A 23,685-nucleotide genomic window follows, 5' to 3' on the forward strand; every position below is an offset into this window, starting at 1 on the left:
GAGCCGACATGACCGCCGACGCCCTCTCCCCCGTGCGCGGGGCCTGCCCGCACGACTGCCCCGACACCTGCGCCCTGCTGACCACCGTGGAGAACGGCCGCGCGGTGCGCGTGCAGGGCAACCCCGACCACCGCCACACCGACGGCGTGCTCTGCACCAAGGTCTCGCGCTATGCCGAACGCACCCACCACCCCGAGCGGCTGCTGCAGCCGCTGCGCCGCGTGGGCCCCAAAGGCAGCGGCCGCTTCGAGCCGGTGTCGTGGGACGAAGCGCTCGACGACATCGCCGCGCGCCTGAAGGCCATCGCCGCGCGCGATCCGCAGGCCATCCTGCCCTACAGCTACGCAGGCACCATGGGCCTGGTGCAGGGCGAGGGCATGGCCGCGCGCTTCTGGCACCGGCTCGGCGCCTCGCTGCTCGACCGCACCATCTGCGCGTCGGCCGGCGGCGAGGGCCTCACGCAGACGCTGGGCGGCAAGGTGGGCATGAAGGTCGAGCACTTCGCCGAGGCCCGGCTGATCCTGATCTGGGGCAGCAACAGCATCGGCAGCAACCTGCACTTCTGGAAGCTCGCGCAGCTCGCCAAGCGCCATGGCGCGCGGCTGGTCTGCATCGACCCGCGGCGCACGGAAACGGCCGACAAGTGCCACGAGCACATCGCCCTCAAGCCCGGCACCGACGCGGCGCTCGCCCTCTCGCTCATGCACGAGCTGATCGTGCACGACTGGCTCGACCACGATTACATTGCGCGCCACACGCTGGGCTGGGAAGCCCTGCGCGAGCGCGCCCTGCAATGGCCGCCCGAGCGCGCCGCCGAGGTCTGCGGCGTGCCGGTTCAACAGATCCGCGAGCTCGCTCGCGCGTACGGCACCACCAGGCCCGCCGCGATCCGCCTCAACTACGGCATGCAGCGCGTGCGCGGCGGCGGCAACGCGGCGCGCGCGGTGGCCTGCCTGCCCGCGCTCGTGGGCGCCTGGCGGCACCGCGCGGGCGGTCTGCTGCTGTCGGCATCGGGCATGTTCCCGGTGCGCCGCGACGCCCTGCTGCGGCCCGACCTGCTGGCAGGCCGCACGCCGCGCACGATCAACATGAGCACCATCGGCGACGACCTGCTGCGCGAGGCCTCGCCAGCGTTCGGGCCGAAGATCGAGGCCGTGGTGGTCTACAACAGCAACCCGGTGGCGGTGGCGCCCGAGTCGGGCAAGGTGGTGCGCGGCTTCGCGCGCGAAGACCTGTTCACCGTGGTGCTCGAACACTTCCAGACCGACACCGCCGACCTGGCCGACTACATCCTGCCGGCCACCACGCAGCACGAGCACTGGGACATCCACACCAGCTACGGCCACACCGACGTGCTGCTCAACCGCCCGGCCATCGCGCCCCAGGGTCAGGCCCGCACCAACACCGACGTGTTCCGCGCACTGGCCGCGCGCATGGGCTTCACCGAGCCCTGCTTCGCCGAGGACGATCTCACGCTGTGCCGCACCGCCTTCGGCGACGGCATCGACTTCCAGCGGCTGCTCGACACCGGCTGGGTCACGCTGCCCGTGCCCGAGGCGCCCTTCGCCGAGGGCGGTTTTCCCACGCCCTCGGGCCGCTGCGAGTTCCACAGCGCGCGCCTGGCCGCCCAGGGCCTGGACCCGCTGCCCGACCACCTGCCCAACGCGGAGCCTGGCGGCACGCACCCCGACTACCCGCTCGCGATGATCTCGCCGCCCGCGCGCAACTTCCTCAACAGCAGCTTCGTGAACGTGCAGAGCCTGCGCGACATCGAGGGCCAGCCGCTGCTCGAGATCCACGCCGACGACGCCGCCCCGCGCGGCATTGCCGACGGCCAGATGGTGCGCGTCTTCAACGAGCGCGGCGAGTACCGCTGCGTGGCCGAGGTGTCCTCCCGCGCGCGGCCCGGCGTGGTCAATGGCCTGGGCATCTGGTGGCGCAAGCTCGGCCCCTTCGGCACCAACGTCAACGAGGTCACGAGCCAGCGCCTGACCGACCTCGGCCGCGCACCCACCTTCTACGACTGCCACGTGCAGGTGGCGCCGCTGGAGGCCGCCGGCTGATGCCGCGCCGCGCCGCGGCCCTGCTGCTCGCGCTGCTGCTCGCGGCCCTGGCCAGCGGCTGCGCCCGCACCCAGGGGCCGGGCTACTACTGGCAATCGTTCACCGGCCACGCCGACCTGATGTGGCGCGCGCGGCCGATCGAAGACTGGCTCGCCGACCCCGCCACGCCCGAGCCGCTGCGCCAGCGGCTCGCGCTCGCGCGGCAGATGCGCGCCTTCGCGGTGCAAACGCTGGCGCTGCCCGACAACGCCAGCTACCACCGCTACGCCGACCTCGGCCGCCGCGCCGCGGTCTACAACGTGGTGGCCGCGCCCGAACTCTCGCTCACGCTGCAGACCTGGTGCTTTCCGGTGGCCGGCTGCGTGGGCTACCGCGGCTACTACCGTGAAGCCGACGCCCGGGCCTTCGCCGACAGCCTGGGCCCCGGGCTGGACGTGGCCGTGTACCCGGTGCCCGCCTATTCCACGCTGGGCTGGATGAACTGGGCCGGTGGCGACCCGCTGCTCAACACCTTCATCCAGTACCCCGAGGGCGAGCTCGCGCGCCTGGTGTTCCACGAGCTCGCGCACCAGCTCGTGTACGCGCGCGACGACACCGCCTTCAACGAATCCTTCGCCACCGCGGTGGAGCGCCTGGGCGTGCAACGCTGGCTGGCGCAGTCGCCGAACCCGGCGGCACGGCTCGAGTACCAGGCCTTCGACCAGCGCCGCGAGGCGTTCCGCCGGCTCACGCGTGGCGTGCGCGAGCGCCTGCAGGCGGTGTACGCCGATGCCGCGCTCGACGACGCGGCCAAGCGCGCGCGCAAGGCCGCGGTGATGGCCGACTTCCGGCGCGAGTACGAGGCGCTCAAGGCCTACTGGGGCGGTTTCGCCGGCTACGACGCCTGGGTGGCGCGCGCCAACAACGCCGCGCTCGGCGCACAAGGCGCCTACGACCGCTTCGTGCCCGCCTTCGAGGCCCTGTTCGAGCGCGAGGGCCGCGACTTCACCCGCTTCTATGATGCGGTGCGTGCGCTGGCCCGGCTGCCCCAGGCCGAGCGCCACGCCGCCCTGCAGACCCTGGCCCCGAGCCGCTGACCCGAGGAGACCTCCGCGATGGCCGACATCCACATCGAACGCGAACACACGCTGGGGCTGGCGGCGGCCCGCAAGCTCGCCTGGCAGTGGGCCGAGCAGGCCGAAAACGAGTTCGACATGAGCTGCACCTACGAGGAGGGCCAGAAGGCCGACGAGGTGCAGTTCACGCGCTCGGGGGTGAGCGGCTGCCTGCGCGTCACCGACGACCGCTTCGTGCTCGACGCGAGGCTCGGCTTCCTGCTGGGCGCGTTCAAGGATCGCATCGAGTCCGAGATCGTGAAGAACCTCGACACCCTGCTGGCGGCCAAAAAGCCCGCGGCCAAAAAAGCCGCGGCCAAGAAGAAAGCCCCCTGACGGGGGCTTTTTTCAGCTCAGCGACTCGATCAGGTCGATGTACTGCTGCATGGCGTCGTCGGCCGAGGTGCCCTTGAAGCCGTTCCAGGCGTCCCATTTGGCGCGGCCCACCATGTCGCCGAAGCCGGGCTTCTTCTCGCTGTTGTCGCCCGCGGTGGCCTGCTTGTAGAGGCCGTAGATCTTGAGCAGCGTACTGTTGTCGGGGCGCTCGGCGAGCTTCTTGGAGTTGGCAACGGCGGCGTCGAAGCGGGCCTTGAGATCGGACATGGGGTCTCCTGAAGGGATGGCGGTTTGTCCCGGTATCTTACGGAGGCGACTCTGCCCAGAATAGAGAACCCACCCGAGGAGACACCATGGATCACCGCGTCGCCACCGTCACGCAGGCGCTGAGCACCGCGATCGGCCTGCCCGGCGAACGCATGAGCAAGGTCGACACGGCCTGGCTGCGCATGGACTCGCCGGCCAACCTCATGATGATCGTGGGTGTGTGGATCCTGCGGCCCGGCCTGACGCGTGCCGCGCTGGCCGAACGCATCACCGAACGGCTGCTGGGCTACCAGCGCTTCCGTCAGGTGCCGCGCGAAGACGCGGCTGGCGCGGCCTGGCACGACGACCCCGGCTTCGACCTCGCACGCCACCTCACCACGCACCGGCTCAAGCGCGCCAAGGGCCAGAGCGCGCAGGCCGCACTGCAGGCGCGCGTGGCCGAGCTCGCGGTGACGCCGCTCGATCCGGCGCACCCGCGGTGGCAGTTCGAGCTCATCGAGCAATACGACGGCGGCTCGGCCCTGATCGCACGCATCCACCACTGCATCGCCGACGGCATCGCGCTCATCAGCGTGATGATGAGCCTGGTCGATGGTGGCGCCCTGCCGCCGCGGCGCGCGCGCCAGGCCAAGGCCGCCCGGGCGGGTGGTCTCGAAGGCGCCGAAGACTGGCTTGCCGACACCCTGATCCGCCCCTTTGGCGACATCACCGCGCGCGCGCTCGAGGTGGCCGGCGGCGGCGCGGCGAAATCGCTGCACCTCATGGCCACGCCGCAGCAGACCCTGGCCGGCACCGTGGACCAGGCGCTGGACATGGCGCGCATCGCGGGCCAGCTCGCGAGCGACGTCGCCGCGCTCGCACTCATGCCCGACGACGCGAGCACCCGCCTCAAGGGCACGCCGCACGCCGTGAAGAAGGTGGCCTGGTGCGAGCCCATCCCGCTCGACGCCGTGAAGGCCGTGGGCCGGGCCTTCAACGCCTCGGTCAACGACGTGCTGCTCTCGTGCGTGGCCGGCGCCATCGGCCACTACCTGCGCGGGCTGGGCGACGACACGCAGGGCCTGGAGATCCGCGCCATGGTGCCGATCAACCTGCGCCCGCTCGAAGAGGCCTGGAAGCTCGGCAACCGCTTCGGCCTGGTACCGCTGCTGCTGCCCATCGGCCTCACCAACCCGGTGGAGCGGCTGTACGCGGTGCGCGCGCGCATGAACGAACTCAAGGGCAGCCTGCAGCCGCTGCTGACCTTCGGGCTGCTGTCGGTGGCGGGGCTGATGATCAAGCCCGCGCAGGACGCCCTGCTCAACCTGTTCGGCCGCAAGACCACGGCCGTGATGACCAACGTGCCCGGGCCGGGCACCAAGCTCAAGGTGTGCGGCAGCACGCTCGAGCAGACCATGTTCTGGGTGCCTCAGTCGGGCACGGTGGGGCTGGGGGTGTCGGTGTTGAGCTACGGCGGCGGCGTGCAGTTCGGCGTCATTGCCGACACCGCGCTGTGTCCCGAGCCGCAGGCCATCATCGACGGCTTCGCGCCGGCCTTCAACCAGCTGCTCGCGCTGACGCTGATGCTGCCCTGGGGCGACGAGTGAGGCCCGGCGGGGAGGCCCAGCGCCGGATCGTTCAGCGCTGTTGCGGCACGGCAGCCAGGTTGAGCCGGCGGTTCGCGATGTGCAGCAGGCCGTCGAAGATCAGGCTTTCCACCAGCTCGACCTCGGTCGACATCGAAGGCGCCATCTTCCAGCCCGCGCCACCCGTCATGTAGACCACGGGCGACTCGCCGCAGTGGCGGCGAAGGTTCTCGACCATGCGCTGCACCGCGCCGGCGATCGCGAAGGTGCCGCCGCTGGTGAGCGCGTCGCTGGTGTTGGTGGGGAAATCGCGCACCTCGCCCGTGGGCACGTGCAGGCCCGCGGTGCCCGATTCGAGCGCGCGCAACATGATGCCGTGGCCCGGCAGGATGATGCCGCCGAGGAACTTGCCCTGGGTGTCGATGGCCTCGACCGTGACCGCCGTGCCCACCATCACCACCACGCAGGGCCGGGCCGGCCCATGGGCCAGCAGGCGCTGGCGGGCACCGATCATGGCGACCCAGCGGTCGGAGCCCAGGCGCGCGGGGTGGTCGTAGCCGTTGACCAGGCCACCTTCGGCATTGCTCGACACCACCCATTGCGGGGTGACGTCCCAGAGTTCGAGCTGCTCCTCGACCCGGCGCTTGACCGCATCGCCCGCCACCACGCAACCGAGCACCCAGCGCGGCGTGGGCAGGCGGCTCCAGTCGCCGTCGCCCAGCGACTCGATGTTCTCGAGAAACTGGGCGCCGTGCGAAATCAGGCGCGCCCCCACCTGGGGCTCCTCGTAGAGCGCCCACTTGAGGCGCGTATTGCCGACGTCCAGGGCGAGAAAGGCCATGGGCCGCGATTATGACGAACGGTTCGCGCGGGGCGGATCCGCGCGTCAGATCAGGCCGAGCCAGCAGGCGCGCTGCACCGCCGCAAGCTTGTTGTCGGTCTGCAGCTTGCTCATGGCGTTGGCCAGGTGGTAATTCACCGTGCGCTCGGAGACCTCCATGCGCGTGGCGGTCTCGCGGGCGGTGAGGCCTTCGAAGGCCAGGTTCAGGCTTTCGAGCTCGCGCGGGCTCAGGGCCACGCGCTGCTCGGCCAGCGCCCGCTTGAGCATGGGCCAGATGTTGAAGGCCGACCAGGCCAGCGTGGCGGCCTCGGTGCGGCTGCCGAAGGCGCGCGGGCTGAAGAGGAAGCACTCGAAGGCCCGGCCTGCGGGCAGCGGAAAGGCCACGCGCACCAGGCTCTGGTGGCCATGGGCCAGGAACAGCCGGCGCCAGCGGCTGCCCTGGTCGGCCGCGGATTTGGCGATGTCCTGCCAGGCCACCAGCGGCGCGTCGCTCTCGCGCCAGCTCGAACCGAAGTCGCGGCTCTCGGCCAGGGCCTCGGCCGCGGGCAGCAGCCGGGGCGGGTGCGCGGCCAGCACATCGCGCTTTTCGCGCGGCCCCAAGGGGTCCGGGCCCAGCACCACCAGGGCTTCCACGCCCTGCTCGCGCAGTGCCGTGAGCCAGTCGGCGAGGATGCTGTCCACGCCCACACTGTCAAAGTTGACAGGTAGGGTCATGTGGTCCGCCCCTCATCAAGGCGCAGAATGCGCGCAACCCGCCGGGCCGAGGGCACGGGGGAACGCTGCGCTTTGACTTTGGAGAACATGTTGCGGCTGGACCGGTTGCAATTGAAAAACACGCTGACGCGCTGGCGGCGGTGGTGGCGCGACGACGTGATCGATGCGCCATTGGAGCCGATTTTGCACCCATCCTCGCAACGCCTGTTGTGGATCGGGGTGTTCACCTTTGGCGGCCACATGTTGTTCCACTGGATGTGGGCCTACGCCCTGCCACAGCCCTACGAGAACGCCCTGGCCCGCGTGTTCATGGCCTTCACCGCGCTGATCTACCTCATGCCGGGGCTGCGCCGCGACCCCACCTCGGCCAGCAGTGGCCGCCTGTTCACCCTGGCCACGTGGCTCCAGTTGCCCTGGTTCTTCACCTGGATGTACGGCATGAACGGGGGCAACCCGGTCTGGCTCGGCAGCCTCGTCGCCATGATCCTCATCTATTACCACGCCACCGACTGGCGCCTGGCCACGGCCGGCCTGATCACGGGCGGCGCGGCCGGCCTGCTCACCACGCACCTGAGCGGGCTCAGCCCGATCGGCCCCGAGCAGCCCATGGCCAATGTGGTGGTGATCGGTTTTGCGTGGTCCATGGGGCTGATGCTGGGCATGTCCAGCGCCAACCTGCGCCGCGCGCGGCTGCTCAACACGCTGTCGACCATGGGTGTGATGGCCCACGAACTGCGCACGCCCCTGGCCACGGTGAACCTCATGGGCGACGTGCTGCGCAACCTGTCCCAGAGCGACGTGAGCGAGGCCAAGCGCAAGAAATTCGAGGAACTCGCCACCCGGCTGCAGAACCTCGTGCGCAGCATGAACCGCCAGCTCGACACCCAGATCTCCAACGCGCAGTTGCTGCGCCTGCCGCGCGAGCAGGTCGCCATCCAGGCCGCCGAACTGGTGCAGGACGTGGTGGCGAACTACCCCTACCGGAGCTCGCGCGAGCGCGACTGCGTGCGCGTGCAGGTGCAGCAGGATTTCTGCTTTGTCGGCTCGCGCGCGCTGTTCGCCCAGGTCATGACCAACCTCCTCAAGAACGCCCTGCACGCCCTGGCTTCGGCCAGCAGCGCGCCCCAGCCCGGCGACCTGCGGGTCAACGTGGGCATCCACCACGGCAAGGGCCGCATCGCCGTCTCCGACGACGGGGTGGGCATCTCGCACGAACTGCAGGCCCGCATCTTCGAGCCTTTCTATTCGAGCCAGGCCAGCATCGGCAACGGCCTGGGCCTGACCTTCTGCAAGAACGTGATCGAAGCGGCCAACGGCCGCCTGAGCGTGCATTCCGAGCCCGGCCTGGGGGCGGTGTTCATGATCGATCTCCCCGTGTCCACCAACGGTGCGCCAGCGCGGCCCGCCCACTGAACGCGACGCCATGGCCCTGACCCTTTCCCTCTTCCACCGCCCGGGCGCCACCCTGTTCCTCGACGACGACCCCGATTACCTCGAGATGCTCGCGATGGTCGTGCCGGCGCAGATGCAAGTCGAGCTGTACGCGCGGCCCTCGGGGTTTCTGGCGCGCATGCAGACCGAGCCGTCCCAGTGGGAGGCCGATGCGGCGCTGCAGCTGCAGATGATCGACCGCTGGCGCCAGGGCCAGCCGCTGATCCCGCAGATCCTGCGCTACTGGGCCACCCGGCCCGAGCGCTACCGCCTGGCGCAGATCTGCGTGGTCGACTACGCCATGCCCGGCACCGACGGCCTGACCGTGCTCAACACCCTGCTCGACTGGCCGGGCTCGCGCGTGCTGCTCACCGGCCAGGCCGACGAGCAGATCGCGATCCAGGCCTTCAACAACGGCCTGATCGACCAGTTCGTGCCCAAGCAGGCGGCCGACATCACGCGCCACCTGCTGGGCGTGCTGCGCCGCCTCGCGCAGACCCCGCACCCGCGGCTCAACACCATGTGGCGCGGCGTGCTGCGGCCGCAGCAGGTCTCGCTGCTGCAGATCCCGTCGGTGGCGCAGTGGCTGCGCGACTACACCCACCACCACTGGGTCGAGTACGTGGTGATCGGCGAGCCCTTCGGCCTGCTGGGCCTCGACGGCAACGGCACCGTGCACTGGCTGCAGCTCGAGCCCACGGCCAGCCTGGGCGACCTGGCCGAACTGGCGGCCTCGGCCGCGCTGGGCATGGACGTGGTGCGCGCGGTGCGCGAAGGGCGCCGCCTGGCCGCCGTCGAGCTGCACCAGCAGATGGCGCTGCGCGGGCCGGTGCGCATCGCGCCGGCCACACCCATCGGCGACGACGGCCTGCTCATGGCCGCGGCCTTCGTGCTCGAGAACGCCGAGCTGCCGCAGGCCATCTACCCGTACCGCCACTTCCTGCAGGCGGAAAACCACCGCACGGTGCAGGACCACTGACCCGGCCAGGCCCGCCCCGCGGCGGGCCGGGGCTCAGGCCTCGGCGTCGGCGGCCACGCGTGCGCGGCGCGCGATCGGCCAATCCCAGGGCTTGACGATGGGCGCCACCTCGGCCAGCACCTGCTCCACGTGGTCGAGCTCGGCGTCCGTCAGCGCGGCGTTCAGCGTGAGCCGCACCATGGCGCGGTTGCGGCTGGTGGCGGGCGCGCAGAAGATGGCGCCGAACACGCCGCGCGCCTCCAGCGCGTCGCGCAGTTCCATGGTGGCGGCCTCGGTGCCGGCCTCGAGCGCGATGATCTGCTCGGTGCCCTGATGAATGGGGTAGCCGAGGTCGGTGATGCGCTCGCGCAGCCGGCGCGTGATCTGCTGCAGCCGGGCGCGCGCGGCATCGGCGCGCTGCAGCACGTCCACCGTCGCGCGCAGACCCGCCACGTCGTGCGGCAGCAGGCACGAGCTGAAGATGTTCGGGTAGCTCGAAGTGAGCACGTAGTAGCGCAGGCTCGCCGGCATGGTGAAGAAACCCGCGCGGCCGGCCATGGCCTTGGCCAGGCTGGCGGTGATGAAGTGCACGCGGTTCGTCAGCCCGAGGTCGGCGCACAGGCCGGCGCCGCGCGCGCCGTGCGTGCCCAGCGAGTGCGACTCGTCCACCAGGATCATGGCGCCGTGCTTCTCGACCACCTCGACCATCTCGCGCAGCGGGCAGACCGCGCCCGTCGTGCTGTAGACCGAGTCCACCACCACCACGCCCGGGCCCTTGCGCGCCAGGGTGCGATCGAGGTGGTCGGGGTCGTTGTGGCGGAACATGTGCGCCGGCGCGCGCGCCGCGTGCGCCCCTTCCCACAGCGAGGTGTGGGCCATGGCGTCGATGAACACCGGGGTGTCGGCGTTGGCGATGCACTGCAGCAGGCCCACGTTGGCGGCGTAGCCCGACTGGCAGATGAGCGCGTCTTCCTTGCCCACCCACTCGGCCAGCGCCTGTTCGAGCGCGCGCGAGGGATGCTGCTGCAGCAGGAAAACGCCCGACTGCACGACGAACTCGCTGCTGCGCGTGAGCGCGGCGACCTGCGCCGAGACGATGTCGGGGTGTCCCGTCACGCTCAGGTAGTCGTTGCCGTCCAGGCGCACCGCGTTGGGGCCGGGCGGGCTGCCGTGCAGGACGAAGCGTCCGCCCCACTGGCCGTCCCACCGGGGTTTGAAATCGCGCTCGAGGCGGGCGAGCACGGACGGGTGCAAAGCGGGCTCACGGGGCGCCGCGTGTTCCAACAAAGCCAACGACATGGAGTTCTCCTAAAAGACCGGACAACCCCATTGAATTCACCAAAGTGTGAGCAATCACACGCCCCCTGTCAGATCTGACAGGGGGCGTGACGCTTTCGTTTCAAGTTTGCTCTTGCACAACCGATTAATGGTCGGATGCGCGCCGCCTTTTTGCCCCGGCCGTGCCCGTCATTTCTGCCGCCACGGCAGCCCGCGCCGGCGCCAGCCGCCGCGCGATCCGCGGTGCGCGTGCTCGTCCGGATCGCCTTCGAAACCCTCGAGGATGTTGTAGGCCTGCAGGCCCAGGGCGGTGGCGCGCTGGGCCGCGGCGATCGAGCGCACACCGCTGCGGCACAGCATGAGCAGCGGCTTGCCACCCTGGGCGGCCGCGCGCACCTGCTCGTCGAACGCCGGGTTGGGCGCCATGCCCGGCCACTGCTTCCAGGCCACAGGCAGCGCCTCGGGCACGAAGCCCACCCACTCGCGCTCGGCGTCGGTGCGCACGTCCACCAGCACGGCGCGGCCTTCCTGCACCCAGCGCCAGGCCAGCTCGGCCGACACGTCGCCCGCGTAGCTGCCGGCGTCGGCGCCTTCGGGCGGGCGCGGCGCCTGCAGCGCGTCGCCGCCGGCGTCGTGGCGCAGGCCCGAGCTGAGATTGGCCGGCACGGCCTCGTCGATGCGGCGCGGGCGCGGCAGGTTCAGACCGTCCATGAGCGCGATGAACTCGGCCTCGCTGCGCCCCGCAATGCGCGCGTTGTGCCGCTTCTCCTGGCCGATGCTCGAATGGCGTTGGCCGTGGTAGTCGTGCCCGGGCCAGACGGTGGTGTCGTCGGGCAGGGCAAACAGCACGCGCGTGAGGCTGCGGTAGAGGTCGCTCGCGCTGCCCGACTGGAAGTCGGTGCGGCCGCAGCCCCCGATCAGCAGCGTGTCTCCGGTGAACACGTGATCGCGCCAGAGAAAGCTCATGCTGCCCGCGGTGTGCCCCGGCGTGTGCAGGGCCTTCAGCCGCTCCTGGCCGAAGCGCAGCTCGTCGCCGTGTTCGAGTTGCACCGCGGCGGTGCCGATGCCACAGCCCGAAGGCGCCGCGGTGCGCGCGCCCGTGAGCTCCACCAGCCGGCCCGCGCTGGTGATGTGGTCGGCGTGCGCGTGCGTCTCCAGGGCCCACACCAGGCGCAGGCCGTGCGCCTGGATGGCGTCGAGGTCGCGCTGGAGCTGCTCCTCCACCGGGTCGATGATCAGCGCCTCGCGGGTGTCGGGATCGAACAGCAGGTAGGTGTAGGTGCTCGACGCGGGGTCGAAAAGCTGGATCGGTTGCATGGGTCGGTGGCGTTGGGGGCGATGGCCCGAGTGTTCCATCTTCGCCTTGCACGCAATTTCATCAAGGGCTTCAAGAAAATTCACGGCCCGCCCGGCGCAGCGCCGTACCCAGCGGAAATCGCCTGCCCGCAGCCCGCCGGCCGCCGAGCGCTCGGTGAAAACCCTGTCTTGGTAAGCATGCTTGCCAACGGATGATGGGGTTTTCCAACCCGTTCTGGAGACATCGCGATGACCGAGAAGAAGACTGCCACGTCCCGTCGCAGCATGCTGAAGGGGGCTGCCGTTGCCACCGGTGCCATGGCCGTGCCCATGGTCGCCACCGCCCAAACCACGACCCTGCGCTTCCAGTCCACCTGGCCGGCCAAGGACATCTTCCACGAGTACGCCAACGACTTCGCCAAGAAGGTCAACGACATGGCGGGCGGCCGCCTGAAGATCGAGGTGCTGCCCTCGGGCGCCGTGGTGCCGGCCTTCCAGATCCTCGAAGCCGTGTCCAAGGGCACGCTCGATGGCGGCCACGGCGTGATCGCTTACCACTACGGCAAGAACTCGGCGCTGGCCCTGTGGGGTTCGGGCCCGGCGTTCGGCATGGACCCGAACATGGTGCTGGCCTGGCACAACTACGGCGGCGGCAAGGAGCTCGTGGCCGAGATCTACAAGGCCCTGAACATGGACGTGGTGTCCTTCCTGTACGGCCCCATGCCGACGCAGCCGCTGGGCTGGTTCAAGAAGCCGGTGGCCAAGGTCGAAGACATGAAGGGCCTGAAGTTCCGCACCGTGGGCCTGGCGGTGGACGTGTTCACCGAGATGGGCACCGCGGTGAACCCGCTGCCCGGCGGCGAGATCGTTCCGGCCCTGGACCGCGGCCTGATCGACGCGGCCGAGTTCAACAACGCGTCGTCGGACCGCGTGCTGGGCTTCCCCGACGTGGTGAAGAACTGCATGCTGCAGAGCTTCCACCAGAGCGGCGAGCAGTTCGAGATCCTGTTCAACGGCCCCAAGTACAACGCGCTCAACCCCGAGCTCAAGGCCATCGTCGACTACGCGGTGCAGGCCGCCAGCGCCGACATGAGCTGGAAGGCGATCCAGCGCAACAGCCAGGACTACATCGAGCTCAAGAAGGCCGGTGTGAAGTTCTACAAGACCCCCGACGCCGTGCTGCGCGCGCAGCTCGCCGCCTGGGACAAGACCATCGCCAAGAAGGCCGGCGAGAACCCGCTGTTCAAGAAGGTGCTCGACTCGCAGAAGGCCTTCGCCGAGCGCGCCGGCCAGTGGCAGAACGACTACACCGTCGATTTCAAGATGGCCTACAACCACTACTTCGGCCGCGGCGCCAAGAAGAGCTGATCGCACGAATCGGCCCCGGAAAGGGCGCCCCTCCGGGCGCCCTTTCTGTTTCTCCCGGAAATCGCCATGCAAAAACTTCTCTTCACGGTCGACGCGATCTCGACCTGGTTCGGCAAGGCCTGCGCCTGGGTGGTGGTGGTCCTCACGGCCCTCATCACCTGGGAGGTCTTCTCGCGTTATGTGCTCAACCACCCGCACGCCTGGGTGCTCGACGCCCAGATCATGTTGTACGGCGTGCTGTTCATGACCGCGGGCGCCTACACCCTGGCCAAGAACGGCCACGTGCGCGGCGACGTGCTGTACGGCTTCTTCCAGCCGCGCACGCAGGCCAGCATCGACCTCACGCTCTACATCCTGTTCTTCCTGCCCGGCATCGTGGCGCTCACCTGGGCCGGCTGGACCTTTGCGAACGAGTCGCTCGCCATCCGCGAGCAGACCTTCAACGCCGACCCGCTGCCGGTCTACCCCTTCAAGTTCGTGGTGCCCATCGCGGGCGCCTTCCTGCTGCTGCAAGGCATCGTTGAAATCATCCGCTGCGTGATCTGCCTGCAGACCGGTGAATGGCCGCGCCGCGAAGACGACGTGGAAGAAGTCGACGTCGACAAACTCAAGGAAATGGTGCACGTGAAAGACGCCGACATCGAAGCGCTCGACCAGACCCTCACCGCGAAGAAGGGTGGTCAGTGATGAAGATCCGCAAGGAACTCTGGTTCGGTTTCATCCTGATGGGCATCATCGTCGCCGCCGCCGGCGCGATGGTGCTCAGCGTGGACAAGATGAGCAATGGCCACTACGGCCTGCTCATGCTCTCGCTGGTGGTGGTGGCCATCATGCTGGGCTTTCCCACCGCCTTCACCCTCATGGGCATGGGCATCATCTTCACCTTCTTCGCCTACCACTCGGGCGACCAGACGGTGGGGGGCGCGGTCCGGCAGACGCTGGACCTGATGGTGCAGCGCGCGTTCTCGGTGATGTCCAACGACGTGCTGATCTCGATCCCGCTGTTCGTGTTCATGGGCTACCTGGTCGAACGCGCCAACCTGATCGAGAAGCTGTTCCGCAGCCTGCACCTGGCGCTGGCGCGGGTGCCCGGCTCGCTGGCCGTGGCGACGCTGGTCACCTGCACCGTGTTCGCCACCGCCACCGGCATCGTGGGCGCGGTGGTCACGCTGATGGGCCTGCTGGCGCTGCCGCAGATGCTCAAGGGCGGCTACGACACGCGCCTGGCCGCGGGCGCCATCACCGCGGGCGGCTGCCTGGGCATCCTGATCCCGCCGTCGGTGCTGCTGATCGTCTACGGCGCGACCGCGGGCGTGTCGGTGGTCAAGCTCTACGCGGGCGCGTTCTTCCCGGGCCTCATGCTCGCGGGCCTGTACATCGTGTACGTGATCCTGATGGCCAAGCTCAAGCCGGCCTGGGCCCCGCCCCTGTCGGCCGAGCAGCGCATCGTGCCGCTGCCCGAGCCCCTGCTCAAGGTCGGCGCGCGCGCCGGCGCCTCGGCGCTCGCCGGCCTGCTGGCCGCGCTCAAGGGCCGCAACAACCAGGGCGTGCCCACCGGCTACCTGCTGCGCCAGCTCGGCATCGCCCTGCTGCCGGCGCTGCTGTTCGTGGCCGTGGCCGTGCTGAGCTACCCGAGTCCGCGCGACGCCAGCGTCGACGCCGACACGCCAAGCGAGCTGGTGCAGCTCGGCGCGGGCTCGCAGGTGCAGGAATCGGGCACGGGCCTGGCCGAACCGTCGGGCGGCCTGAGCGAGCCGCCGGCCGAAGACAGCGGCGGACTGGCCGAACCGCCCAAAGACGGTGAGGACAGCGGTGGCCTGGCCGAGCCCCCGGGCAGCGACGGCGCCGCCGCCGAGCCCAAGGCCGAAGGCGTGGCCGAACCCGGCGCGGCCAGCAGCCCCGCAGACACCACGGCCGCCGCTGCCGACGCCGGCGCCGGCAGCGGCTACTGGATCGGCGTGGGCGTGGGCGCGCTCGCGCTCGCGGTCTTCTACGCGCTGCTCAGCTACGCGCGGCTCGAGATCTTCAAGATGCTGCTCTCGAGCTTCTTCCCGCTCGTGGTGCTGATCCTGTTCGTGCTCGGGTCCATCGTGTTCGGCCTGGCCACGCCCACCGAGGCGGCGGCCGTGGGTGCGTTCGGCGGCTTCCTGCTCGCCGCGGCCTACCGGCAGCTCACCTTCAACGTGGTCAAGGAGAGCGTGTTCCTCACGGCCAAGACCAGCGCCATGGTGTGCTGGCTCTTCGTGGGCTCGGCGATCTTCTCGGCCGCGTTCGCGCTGCTGGGCGGCCAGGAGCTGGTGGAGCAGTGGGTGCTGGGCATGAACCTGTCCAAGACCGAGTTCCTGATCCTGTCGCAGGTGATCATCTTCATCCTCGGCTGGCCGCTCGAATGGACCGAGATCATCGTGATCTTCATGCCCATCTTCATCCCGCTGCTGGACAACTTCGGGGTCGACCCGCTGTTCTTCGGCCTGCTGGTGGCGCTGAACCTGCAGACCGCCTTCCTGAGTCCGCCCGTGGCCATGAGCGCGTTCTACCTCAAGGGCGTGGCGCCCAAGCACGTCACGCTGAACCAGATCTTCGCGGGCATGCTGCCCTTCATGGGCATCCAGATCGTCGCCATCGTGCTGCTCTACTGGTTCCCCGAGATCGGCCTGTGGCTGCCGTCGGTGCTCTACAACTGATCGCCGCTCGTCCAGCCAGGGGGCGCTTCGGCGCCCCTTTTTTTCGGGTTTGCGGCTACCATTGACGTTTACGTTAACGTCAACTCGCCAGCCCTCCCGTCCCATGCCGCGCGCCAGCGACACGCCCCTGCCCTTCGGCGACGCCGTGCTGCGCGCGCCGCCGGGCAGCCCCTGGAAGGCCTGGCAGATCGACCCCGACGCCGGGCGCCGCAAGGTGTCGCTCGAGGCGCTGGACCCCGGCGCCCGGCCCTTCTCCAGCGGCGACAAGGCCGCCGACCGGGCCGCGGTGGAGCGCCTGGCCGCCGAGATCGACGAACTGCAGAACGTGTTCCACCCCGATGGCCGCTACAAGCTGCTGGTCGTGCTGCAGGGCACCGACACCTCGGGCAAGGACGGCACGGTGCGCGGCGTGTTCGGCCGCACCAGCCCGCTGGGCGTGCGCACCGTGGGCTGGAAGGCCCCCACCGAGCCCGAGCGCGCGCACGACTTCCTCTGGCGCATCCACCAGGCCATGCCGGGCAACGGCGAGATCGTGGTGTTCAACCGCAGCCACTACGAAGACGTGCTGGTCCCCGTGGTCAATGGCTGGATCGACCCGGCGCAAACGCGCCAGCGCTACGCCCACATCAACGACTTCGAGCGCCTGCTCGCCGAGACCGGCACCGTGGTGCTCAAGTTCATGCTGCACATCGGCTTCGACGAGCAGCGCCAGCGCCTGCAGGACCGCATCGACGACCCCACGAAGCACTGGAAATTCAGCCTCGGCGACCTCGACGTGCGCCAACAATGGGCCCAGTACCAACAGGCCTACGAAAACCTGCTCGAGGCCACGAGCACGCCCTGGGCGCCCTGGACCGTGGTGCCCGGCAACAGCAAGACCCACCGCAACCTCATGATCGCCACCCTGGTGCGCGACACGCTCAAGGCGCTGAAGTTGCGTTTTCCGCCCGACGACCCACGCCTCAAAGGCCTGCGCGTCACCTGAATCCACCCGAGAGAGACCCATGACCCAGCTGTCCGCCGACTACCAGGCCCTGGCCAACTACCGCCCCCGGCACAAGGTGCGCTTCGTCACCGCCGCGAGCCTGTTCGACGGCCACGACGCGGCCATCAACATCATGCGCCGCATCCTGCAGAGCATGGGCGCCGAGGTGATCCACCTCGGCCACAACCGCAGCGTCGACGAGGTCGTGACCGCGGCGCTGCAGGAAGACGTGCAGGGCATCGCGATCAGCAGCTACCAGGGTGGCCATGTGGAGTACTTCAAGTACATGGTCGACCTGCTCAAGGCACGCGGCGGCGCGCACATCCAGGTCTTCGGCGGCGGCGGCGGCGTGATCGTGCCCAGCGAGATCGCCGAGCTGCAGGCCTATGGCGTGGCGCGCATCTACAGCCCCGAAGACGGCCAGCGCATGGGCCTGGCCGGCATGATCGGCGAGATGGTCATGCGCTGCGACCAGGACCTGTCGCCGCACGCGCCCAAAGCCCTGGCCGCGATCGAGGGCCATGGCGAAATGCACTGGCGCGCGCTGGCCCAGCTCATCACCGTGATCGAGAACGGCCAGGCCGACGCCGCGCTGCTGCAGGGTGTGCGAGATGCGGCCGCAAAACGCACGGTGCCGGTGCTGGGCATCACCGGCACGGGCGGCGCGGGCAAGTCCTCGCTCACCGACGAGCTCATCCGCCGCCTGCGGCTGGACCAGGGCGACGCGCTGCGCGTGGCCGTCATCAGCATCGACCCCTCGCGCCGCAAGAGCGGCGGCGCGCTACTGGGCGACCGCATCCGCATGAACGCCATCAACCCGTGGCAGAACGGCGCGCGCGTGTTCATGCGCAGCCTGGCCACGCGCGACTTCGGCAGCGAGATCAGCGCCGCCCTGCCCGACGTGATCGCCGCCTGCAAGGCCGCGGGCTTCGACCTCGTGGTGGTGGAAACCTCGGGTATCGGCCAGGGCGACGCCGCCATCGTGCCGCACGTGGACGTGCCCCTGTACGTGATGACGCCCGAGTTCGGCGCCGCCAGCCAGCTCGAGAAGATCGACATGCTCGACTTCGCCGAGTTCGTGGCCATCAACAAGTTCGACCGCAAGGGCGCGGCCGATGCGCTGCGCGACGTGGCCAAGCAGGTGCAGCGCAACCAGGAGGCCTGGGGCAAGCGGCCCGAAGACATGCCGGTGTTCGGCACCATGGCCGCGCGCTTCAACGACGACGGCGTGACCGCGCTGTACCAGGCGCTCAAGGGCCGCCTGAGCGCCCTGGGCCTGGCGCTCAAGGACGGCGCGCTGCCCGTGGTGAACGTGCGCCACAGCACCAACCAGACCCCCATCGTGCCGCCCGCGCGCACGCGCTACCTGGCCGAGATCTCGGACACCGTGCGCGGCTACAAGAAGATGGTGCGCCAGCAGGCGAAGCTCGCGCGCGAGATCCAGCAGCTGCGCGCCAGCGCCGAGATGCTGCGCGTGGACAAGCCCGAGCGCTCGCGCGCGGCCGAGGCCGTGATCGACCTCGCCCAGGTGCGCGAGCTCGACCAGGACCCGGCGGCGCGCAAGCTGCTGAAGCAGTGGCCAGACATGCAGAAGGCCTACGCGGGCGAAGAGTACGTGGTGAAGATCCGCGACAAGGAGATCCGCACCGCGCTCACCACGAAGAGCCTTTCGGGCACCGTGATCCGCAAGGTCGCGCTGCCGCAGTACGAAGACCACGGCGAGCTCCTCAAGTGGCTCATGCTCGAGAACGTGCCCGGCAGCTTCCCCTACACCGCGGGCACCTTCGCCTTCAAGCGCGAGGGCGAAGACCCCACGCGCATGTTCGCGGGCGAAGGCGATCCCTTCCGCACCAACCGCCGCTTCAAGCTGCTCTCCGAAGGCATGCCGGCCAAGCGCCTGTCCACCGCCTTCGACTCGGTCACGCTCTACGGCAACGACCCCGACCTGCGGCCCGACATCTACGGCAAGGTGGGCAACTCGGGCGTCTCCATCGCCACGCTCGACGACATGAAGGTGCTGTACTCGGGCTTCGACCTGTGCCACCCGGCCACCTCGGTGTCCATGACCATCAACGGCCCGGCGCCCAGCATCCTGGCCATGTTCATGAACACGGCCATCGACCAGAACCTGGAGAAGTTCAAGGCCGACAACGGCCGCGAGCCCACCGCCACCGAGGCCGCGAAGATCCGCGAATGGGTGCTGGCCAACGTGCGCGGCACGGTGCAGGCCGACATCCTCAAGGAAGACCAGGGCCAGAACACCTGCATCTTCAGCACCGAGTTCAGCCTCAAGGTGATGGGCGACATCGCGAGCTACTTCGTGCACCACGACGTGCGCAACTTCTACTCGGTGTCCATCAGCGGCTACCACATCGCCGAGGCCGGGGCCAACCCGATCAGCCAGCTCGCCTTCACGCTCTCCAACGGCTTCACCTTCGTCGAAGCCTACCTGGCGCGCGGCATGCACATCGACGACTTCGCGCCCAACCTGTCGTTCTTCTTCAGCAACGGCATGGACCCGGAGTACACCGTGCTGGGCCGCGTGGCGCGCCGCATCTGGGCCGTGGCCATGAAGGAGAAGTACGGCGCGAACGAACGCAGCCAGAAGCTCAAGTACCACGTGCAGACCAGCGGCCGTTCGCTGCACGCGCAGGAGATCCAGTTCAACGACATCCGCACCACGCTGCAGGCGCTGATCGCGATCTACGACAACTGCAACTCGCTGCACACCAACGCGTTCGACGAAGCCATCACCACGCCCACCGAAGACTCGGTGCGCCGCGCCATGGCGATCCAGCTCATCATCAACCGCGAGTGGGGTCTGGCCAAGAACGAGAACCCCAACCAGGGCGCCTTCATCATCGACGAGCTCACCGAGCTCGTCGAAGAAGCGGTGCTCACCGAGTTCGAGCGCATCGCCGAGCGCGGCGGCGTGCTGGGCGCGATGGAGACCGGCTACCAGCGCGGCCGCATCCAGGACGAGTCCATGCACTACGAGATGCTCAAGCACACCGGCGAGCTGCCCATCATCGGCGTCAACACCTTCCGCAACCCGCACGGCGACCCGATCCCGCAGTCGCTCGAACTCGCGCGCTCGACCGAAGACGAAAAGCAGAGCCAGCTGAAGCGACTGCAGGACTTCCACGCCCGCCACGCCCACGAAGCGCCGGCCATGCTGGAGCGCCTCAAGCGCACCGTGATCGACAACGGCAACGTGTTCGAGGTGCTGATGGACGCGGTGCGCTGCTGCTCGCTGGGCCAGATCACCAATGCGCTGTTCGAGGTCGGCGGACAGTACCGGCGCAACATGTGACACTCGGGCCCATGCACGCCATGGGCCCCCGCGCGATCCGCGCCGTCGTCGCCAACCCGCGCGCCCAGGGCGGGCGCGCCGCGCGCCTGCTGCCCGCGCTGCGCGACGCCTTGCCCCCCGGGGTCGCGCTGCACACCCCCGGCGACATCCCCGAGGCCCTGGCCCTGCTGCGCGGCCTGCCCCCGGGCTCGCGCGTGGTGGCCGTGGGCGGCGATGGCACCCTGCACCGCTGGCTGCCCGCGCTGCTCGAACGTGGCCACGAGCTCGGCGTGGTGCCCCTGGGCAGCGGCAACGACACCGCGCGCGCCCTGGGCCTGCGCCGCGGCAGCCCCCTGCCCTGGCTCACGCACGCACTCAACGGGCCGCCGAGCACCATGGACATCGGCCTGGCCAGCTGGCACGACGGCCAGGGCGAGCGCCACGACACGCCCTTTCTCTCGAGCCTGAGCGCGGGCTTCGACGCCGCCGTGGTGGCGCGCGCGCTCACCGGCCCGCCGCGGCTGCGCGGCCTGCCGCGCTACCTCTGGGCCACGCTGCGCGAACTGGCCGCGCTGCGCAGCTGGCACCTGGACGTGACCGTGGACGGCCAGCACCGCCACGAAGGGCCCGCGCTGTTCGCGGCCACGCTCAACACCGCCACCTTCGGCGGCGGCATGCCCGCCACGCCCGCAGCGCGCACACGCGACGGTCTGCTCAACCTGCTGCTGGCCGGCCCGTTCTCGCGCCCGGGCGCGCTGGGCATGCTGCCGCGGCTGCTGGTGGGCTGGCACCTGGGCCACCCCCGCATCCACACGCGCGCTTTCGAGCAGATGACCGTGCTGGGCCGCGGCGACCTGCCGCTGGCCGCCGACGGCGAATGGCTGGGTCTGGCGCGCTCGTTCACGGTCGCGGTGCGGCCGGGTGCGCTGCGCGTGGTCAGGGCGCCGAACTCGGGCTGAACGCCGCGGCGTCGGCCAGCGGCAGGTCGAGCCACAGGTTCTGCGGCTTGAGCTTGAGCAGGCCCTGCGCGTTCATGGCCAGGCCCAGGTACACGGGCTTGCCGCGCAGGTCTTCGCGCTGCTGCGCCGGGTCGGCAAAGCGCAGGCGGAACAGGCTGATGAGGCGCTGCTGGCGCGCCTCGCTCAGCGACTTGCCCTGGTACAGGTCGTTGAGCAGGCCGGTGGCCTCGGCGTCGAGCCCGATGTGCCAGCGCCAGGCCGGGTCGTCCACGCGCGACAGCGCTTCGATCTGCACGGCCACGCCATGCAGGTGCATGACCCAGCGCTCGAGCACCTGGGCCAGCGCCTTCAGGCCCGATTGCGCGCGGTTCATGCTGAGCACCAGGCCGTGCGGCAGCTGCTGCTGCACCGTGTGCGTGAGGTCGAGCACGAAGCGGTGCGAGGCGCCGGGCTGCCCCAGCGCCTGCAGGAAGGCCGGGCCGGTGTCTTCATTGAGCACCTGCAGCTCGACCCCGCGCAACGTGGCGCCGGCCTGCTTGAGCAGCGCGCCCATGCTGCCCAGGCCCGCGGTCTCGTGCAGCTGGTCGAGCGTGTCGGCATCGCCCGCGAGCACGCGGCCGCCCTGCAGCTGCACGCGCTGGCGGCGAAACAGCAGCTCGGCCGCGCGCCACAGCATCGGGTCGCGCGCGGGGCCCAGCAGCCGCACCACCATGGCCTGCACCAGCAGGTCGAGGAACAGCGGCGGCAGGGTGACCGCGCCCGCCGCGAAGAAGCCGGTCCAGGCCGCTTCGATCGAGCCGGCGCGCTGCACCGCGTCGCGCAGCGCAAGGAAATGGCGCCAGTTCTCGCGCACGTCGGCGTCGAGCATGGCCTCGATCTGACCGGGGATCACGCTGCGCAGCGGGTCTTGCCACAGCGCCTCGTGCAGGCCGCGCTCGGCCACGCAGGACTCGGGCACCAGCGCGAGCTCGGGCCGCTGCAGCCAGTGGCGCCAGTAGTCGGGCGTGGGGGCGTGCCAGCCGCGCGAATCGGCCACCAGGTGTTGGGCGCCGCTGGCGGGCCAGGGCGTGAAAGAAGCGTCGGGCATGCGGAGCAAACACAAGGCCGGGCACCAGCGCCCGGCCAGGGCGCGATTGTGGCCCAGGCCCCGTCAGGGCGCCGACTGAACCGCCCCGGCCACCCGCCCCGCGCCGAGGTTGCGCAGCGTGTAGGGCTGCGGCGCGTCCTGCGTGTAGGCCGCGTCGGGCACGCCGGCCAGGCCGATCTGGGCCTGCAGCGTGGCGTCGGGCCAGAAGTTGGGCGCGTTGAGGTTGGTCGCGCCGGGGATGTTGCTCGCGAGGCCCGTGACGTTGGCGGTCTGCAGCACGCTGCCGCTGGGAAAGCCGTTGGTGGTGAGCGCCTGATTGCCGGTGCCGGCCAGCAGGTTGGCCGTGAGGCGCACGGTGCTCACGCCGCTGGGCAAGGACAGCCAGGCACCACCCGAGCGCGTGTTCACCAGGGTGTTGTGGTACAGCTCCAGCGTGCGCACGCTGTTGCTCAGGCCTTCATTGCCGTACGAGATGAGGTTGGCGTTCTGCGCGCTCGGCCCCTTTTGCAGCAGGTTGCCGCGCATCACCACACGCCCGCCATTGGGGAAGTCGGCCTGGTAGCTCGCGGTGCCGGCGGTGCCGTCCATGAAGTAGCTGTGCTCGATCACGGTCTCGCGCGCGCGGCTCTTGAGGTTGTGGCCCACGCGCGCCTCGCGGAAGAAGCTCGAGCGCACGGTGAGGCGGTCGATCGCATTGACGTAGAGGTTGTGCGTGTAGCCGTCGCCGCGGCCGTTGCGCGCGAACTCGGAGCGGTCGATGGTGATGGTGGACGCACCGGCCGCGGCGAGCAGGCCGTTCTCGTTGTCGTAGAAGCCGCTGTTGGCGATGCGCAGCTCGCCGCCGTGCTCGGCGCGGATGCCCGCGCCGTTCTGGTCGGGCACGGTGGCGCCGCGGAACTCGAGGTTGTCGATGGCGATGTTGGTGCCCGCCACCACCCAGATGCCCTTGCCGCTCTGGTTGAGGCCGTCGGCGAACAGCCGCGCACGGCCGCCCGTGCCGCAGATGGTGAGGTTGGACGCGCTCCAGGTGGCCAGGGCCGCCGCGCCGCGGTAGTCGCCGGCACTGATGCGGATCACGTCGCCCGAGACCGCGGCGCGCGAAGCCGCATTGGGCGAGGCATAGGGCTTGCCGGGGCCGACCTCGAGCACGCGCCCGCTCGCGCTGTCGCACAGCGTGCCCGAGACCGGCGCGGGCGGCGGCGTGGGCGATGGCGTCGACGCCACGGGCGCGGGGCTGCCGCTGGGGGCCGTGCCATCCCCGCCACCCCCGCCACCGCCGCCGCAGGCGGCCAGGGTGGCGATGAACAGCAGGGTCAGGGTCGGGCGGGTGATCGTGAACGCGCAGGACGCGGAGGAATCGGCAATGGACATGGGCAATCGAAACGGACGGGCGCGCCAGGCGCGGGCGCCGGGCAGCGCGCAAAGCGCCGCGAGTATGGCGGCCAGGCGGACCGCCGCGGGTCCTGG

At 70.0% G+C, this 23,685-nt stretch carries 19 protein-coding genes and 1 pseudogene; 12 read left to right on the plus strand and 8 right to left on the minus strand.

Features of this window, described 5'->3' with window-relative positions; translation table 11 throughout:
* The first annotated feature begins 8 nt into the window (after positions 1-8).
* Genes WDZ95_RS08820 through WDZ95_RS08830 form a run of 3 tightly spaced genes read left to right on the plus strand, consistent with a single transcriptional unit; the run spans position 9 to position 3,493 of the window.
* The gene (locus tag WDZ95_RS08820; RefSeq protein ID WP_425777810.1) at positions 9-2,063 is read left to right on the plus strand and encodes a molybdopterin-containing oxidoreductase family protein; all 2,055 of its coding nucleotides are present in this window, start codon (positions 9-11) and stop codon (positions 2,061-2,063) included.
* Complete coding sequence (locus WDZ95_RS08825) at positions 2,063-3,139, plus strand: aminopeptidase (protein WP_425777812.1); 1,077 nt, start codon at positions 2,063-2,065, stop codon at positions 3,137-3,139. The genes WDZ95_RS08820 and WDZ95_RS08825 overlap by 1 nt, the downstream gene beginning before the upstream one ends.
* An 18-nt stretch (positions 3,140-3,157) precedes the next feature.
* Positions 3,158-3,493, plus strand: coding sequence for a polyhydroxyalkanoic acid system family protein (locus tag WDZ95_RS08830; protein WP_425777814.1), 336 nt, complete (start codon positions 3,158-3,160; stop codon positions 3,491-3,493).
* A gap of 12 nt (positions 3,494-3,505) precedes the next feature.
* On the opposite strand, the gene WDZ95_RS08835 is transcribed toward WDZ95_RS08830, so the two are convergent.
* On the minus strand, positions 3,506-3,760 hold the full coding sequence (locus WDZ95_RS08835) for an acyl-CoA-binding protein (protein ID WP_166227696.1): 255 nt from the start codon (positions 3,758-3,760) through the stop codon (positions 3,506-3,508).
* 86 nt (positions 3,761-3,846) lie between these two features.
* Between WDZ95_RS08835 and WDZ95_RS08840 the strand changes: the two genes are divergently transcribed.
* Positions 3,847-5,346, plus strand: coding sequence for a wax ester/triacylglycerol synthase family O-acyltransferase (locus WDZ95_RS08840; protein WP_425777816.1), 1,500 nt, complete (start codon positions 3,847-3,849; stop codon positions 5,344-5,346).
* A 31-nt stretch (positions 5,347-5,377) separates the two neighbouring features.
* Here the strand turns inward: WDZ95_RS08840 and WDZ95_RS08845 are convergent, their stop codons facing one another.
* Both WDZ95_RS08845 and WDZ95_RS08850 read right to left on the minus strand, forming a co-directional pair.
* Positions 5,378-6,166: a type III pantothenate kinase gene (locus WDZ95_RS08845; protein ID WP_425777818.1), complete on the minus strand. Its 789-nt coding sequence runs from the start codon at positions 6,164-6,166 to the stop codon at positions 5,378-5,380.
* 45 nt (positions 6,167-6,211) lie between these two features.
* Complete coding sequence (locus WDZ95_RS08850) at positions 6,212-6,880, minus strand: LuxR C-terminal-related transcriptional regulator (protein WP_425777820.1); 669 nt, start codon at positions 6,878-6,880, stop codon at positions 6,212-6,214.
* Positions 6,881-6,991: 111 nt separating this feature from the next.
* Between WDZ95_RS08850 and WDZ95_RS08855 the strand changes: the two genes are divergently transcribed.
* Positions 6,992-8,293: a sensor histidine kinase gene (locus WDZ95_RS08855; RefSeq protein WP_425777822.1), complete on the plus strand. Its 1,302-nt coding sequence runs from the start codon at positions 6,992-6,994 to the stop codon at positions 8,291-8,293.
* A gap of 10 nt (positions 8,294-8,303) precedes the next feature.
* Positions 8,304-9,290, plus strand: a complete 987-nt coding sequence (locus WDZ95_RS08860) for a response regulator (RefSeq protein WP_425777824.1) — start codon at positions 8,304-8,306, stop codon at positions 9,288-9,290.
* A gap of 33 nt (positions 9,291-9,323) precedes the next feature.
* Here the strand turns inward: WDZ95_RS08860 and cqsA are convergent, their stop codons facing one another.
* From cqsA to WDZ95_RS08875, 3 genes and pseudogenes are all read right to left on the minus strand, one after another.
* Positions 9,324-10,568 carry an alpha-hydroxyketone-type quorum-sensing autoinducer synthase gene (gene cqsA, locus WDZ95_RS08865; RefSeq protein ID WP_425777826.1) on the minus strand — a complete coding sequence of 415 codons (1,245 nt, stop codon included), beginning with the start codon at positions 10,566-10,568 and terminating at the stop codon, positions 9,324-9,326.
* Positions 10,569-10,736: 168 nt separating this feature from the next.
* A complete protein-coding gene (locus WDZ95_RS08870) occupies positions 10,737-11,162 on the minus strand; it encodes a rhodanese-like domain-containing protein (protein WP_287469383.1) in 426 nt (141 codons plus the stop codon).
* A gap of 21 nt (positions 11,163-11,183) precedes the next feature.
* Positions 11,184-11,864: pseudogene (locus WDZ95_RS08875) on the minus strand (MBL fold metallo-hydrolase); the annotation flags it as partial.
* A 228-nt stretch (positions 11,865-12,092) separates the two neighbouring features.
* On the opposite strand from WDZ95_RS08875, the gene WDZ95_RS08880 reads away from it, so the two are divergent.
* The 6 genes from WDZ95_RS08880 to WDZ95_RS08905 all read left to right on the plus strand — a co-directional run bounded on the left by WDZ95_RS08880 (position 12,093) and on the right by WDZ95_RS08905 (position 21,131).
* Positions 12,093-13,211: a TRAP transporter substrate-binding protein gene (locus WDZ95_RS08880; RefSeq protein WP_166227709.1), complete on the plus strand. Its 1,119-nt coding sequence runs from the start codon at positions 12,093-12,095 to the stop codon at positions 13,209-13,211.
* Between the two features lie 66 nt (positions 13,212-13,277).
* Positions 13,278-13,898: a TRAP transporter small permease subunit gene (locus tag WDZ95_RS08885; protein ID WP_166227711.1), complete on the plus strand. Its 621-nt coding sequence runs from the start codon at positions 13,278-13,280 to the stop codon at positions 13,896-13,898.
* On the plus strand, positions 13,898-15,895 hold the full coding sequence (locus WDZ95_RS08890; RefSeq protein WP_425777829.1) for a TRAP transporter large permease subunit: 1,998 nt from the start codon (positions 13,898-13,900) through the stop codon (positions 15,893-15,895). The genes WDZ95_RS08885 and WDZ95_RS08890 overlap by 1 nt, the downstream gene beginning before the upstream one ends.
* Before the next feature lie 103 nt (positions 15,896-15,998).
* Positions 15,999-16,880 carry a PPK2 family polyphosphate kinase gene (locus WDZ95_RS08895; RefSeq protein ID WP_425777831.1) on the plus strand — a complete coding sequence of 294 codons (882 nt, stop codon included), beginning with the start codon at positions 15,999-16,001 and terminating at the stop codon, positions 16,878-16,880.
* Between the two features lie 19 nt (positions 16,881-16,899).
* A complete protein-coding gene (gene icmF, locus WDZ95_RS08900) occupies positions 16,900-20,193 on the plus strand; it encodes a fused isobutyryl-CoA mutase/GTPase IcmF (protein WP_425777833.1) in 3,294 nt (1,097 codons plus the stop codon).
* An 11-nt stretch (positions 20,194-20,204) separates the two neighbouring features.
* On the plus strand, positions 20,205-21,131 hold the full coding sequence (locus tag WDZ95_RS08905; protein WP_166227719.1) for a diacylglycerol/lipid kinase family protein: 927 nt from the start codon (positions 20,205-20,207) through the stop codon (positions 21,129-21,131).
* On the opposite strand, the gene WDZ95_RS08910 is transcribed toward WDZ95_RS08905, so the two are convergent.
* Both WDZ95_RS08910 and WDZ95_RS08915 read right to left on the minus strand, forming a co-directional pair.
* Positions 21,109-22,218, minus strand: a complete 1,110-nt coding sequence (locus WDZ95_RS08910) for a DUF6352 family protein (protein ID WP_425777835.1) — start codon at positions 22,216-22,218, stop codon at positions 21,109-21,111. The two genes, WDZ95_RS08905 and WDZ95_RS08910, sit on opposite strands and share 23 nt — an antisense overlap.
* A gap of 63 nt (positions 22,219-22,281) precedes the next feature.
* Positions 22,282-23,589: a right-handed parallel beta-helix repeat-containing protein gene (locus tag WDZ95_RS08915; RefSeq protein WP_425777837.1), complete on the minus strand. Its 1,308-nt coding sequence runs from the start codon at positions 23,587-23,589 to the stop codon at positions 22,282-22,284.
* Between the last annotated feature and the right edge of the window lie 96 nt (positions 23,590-23,685).

Origin of the sequence: Hydrogenophaga sp. T2 (assembly GCF_049843535.1) — a bacterium.
GTDB lineage: Bacteria > Pseudomonadota > Gammaproteobacteria > Burkholderiales > Burkholderiaceae_C > Hydrogenophaga > Hydrogenophaga crocea.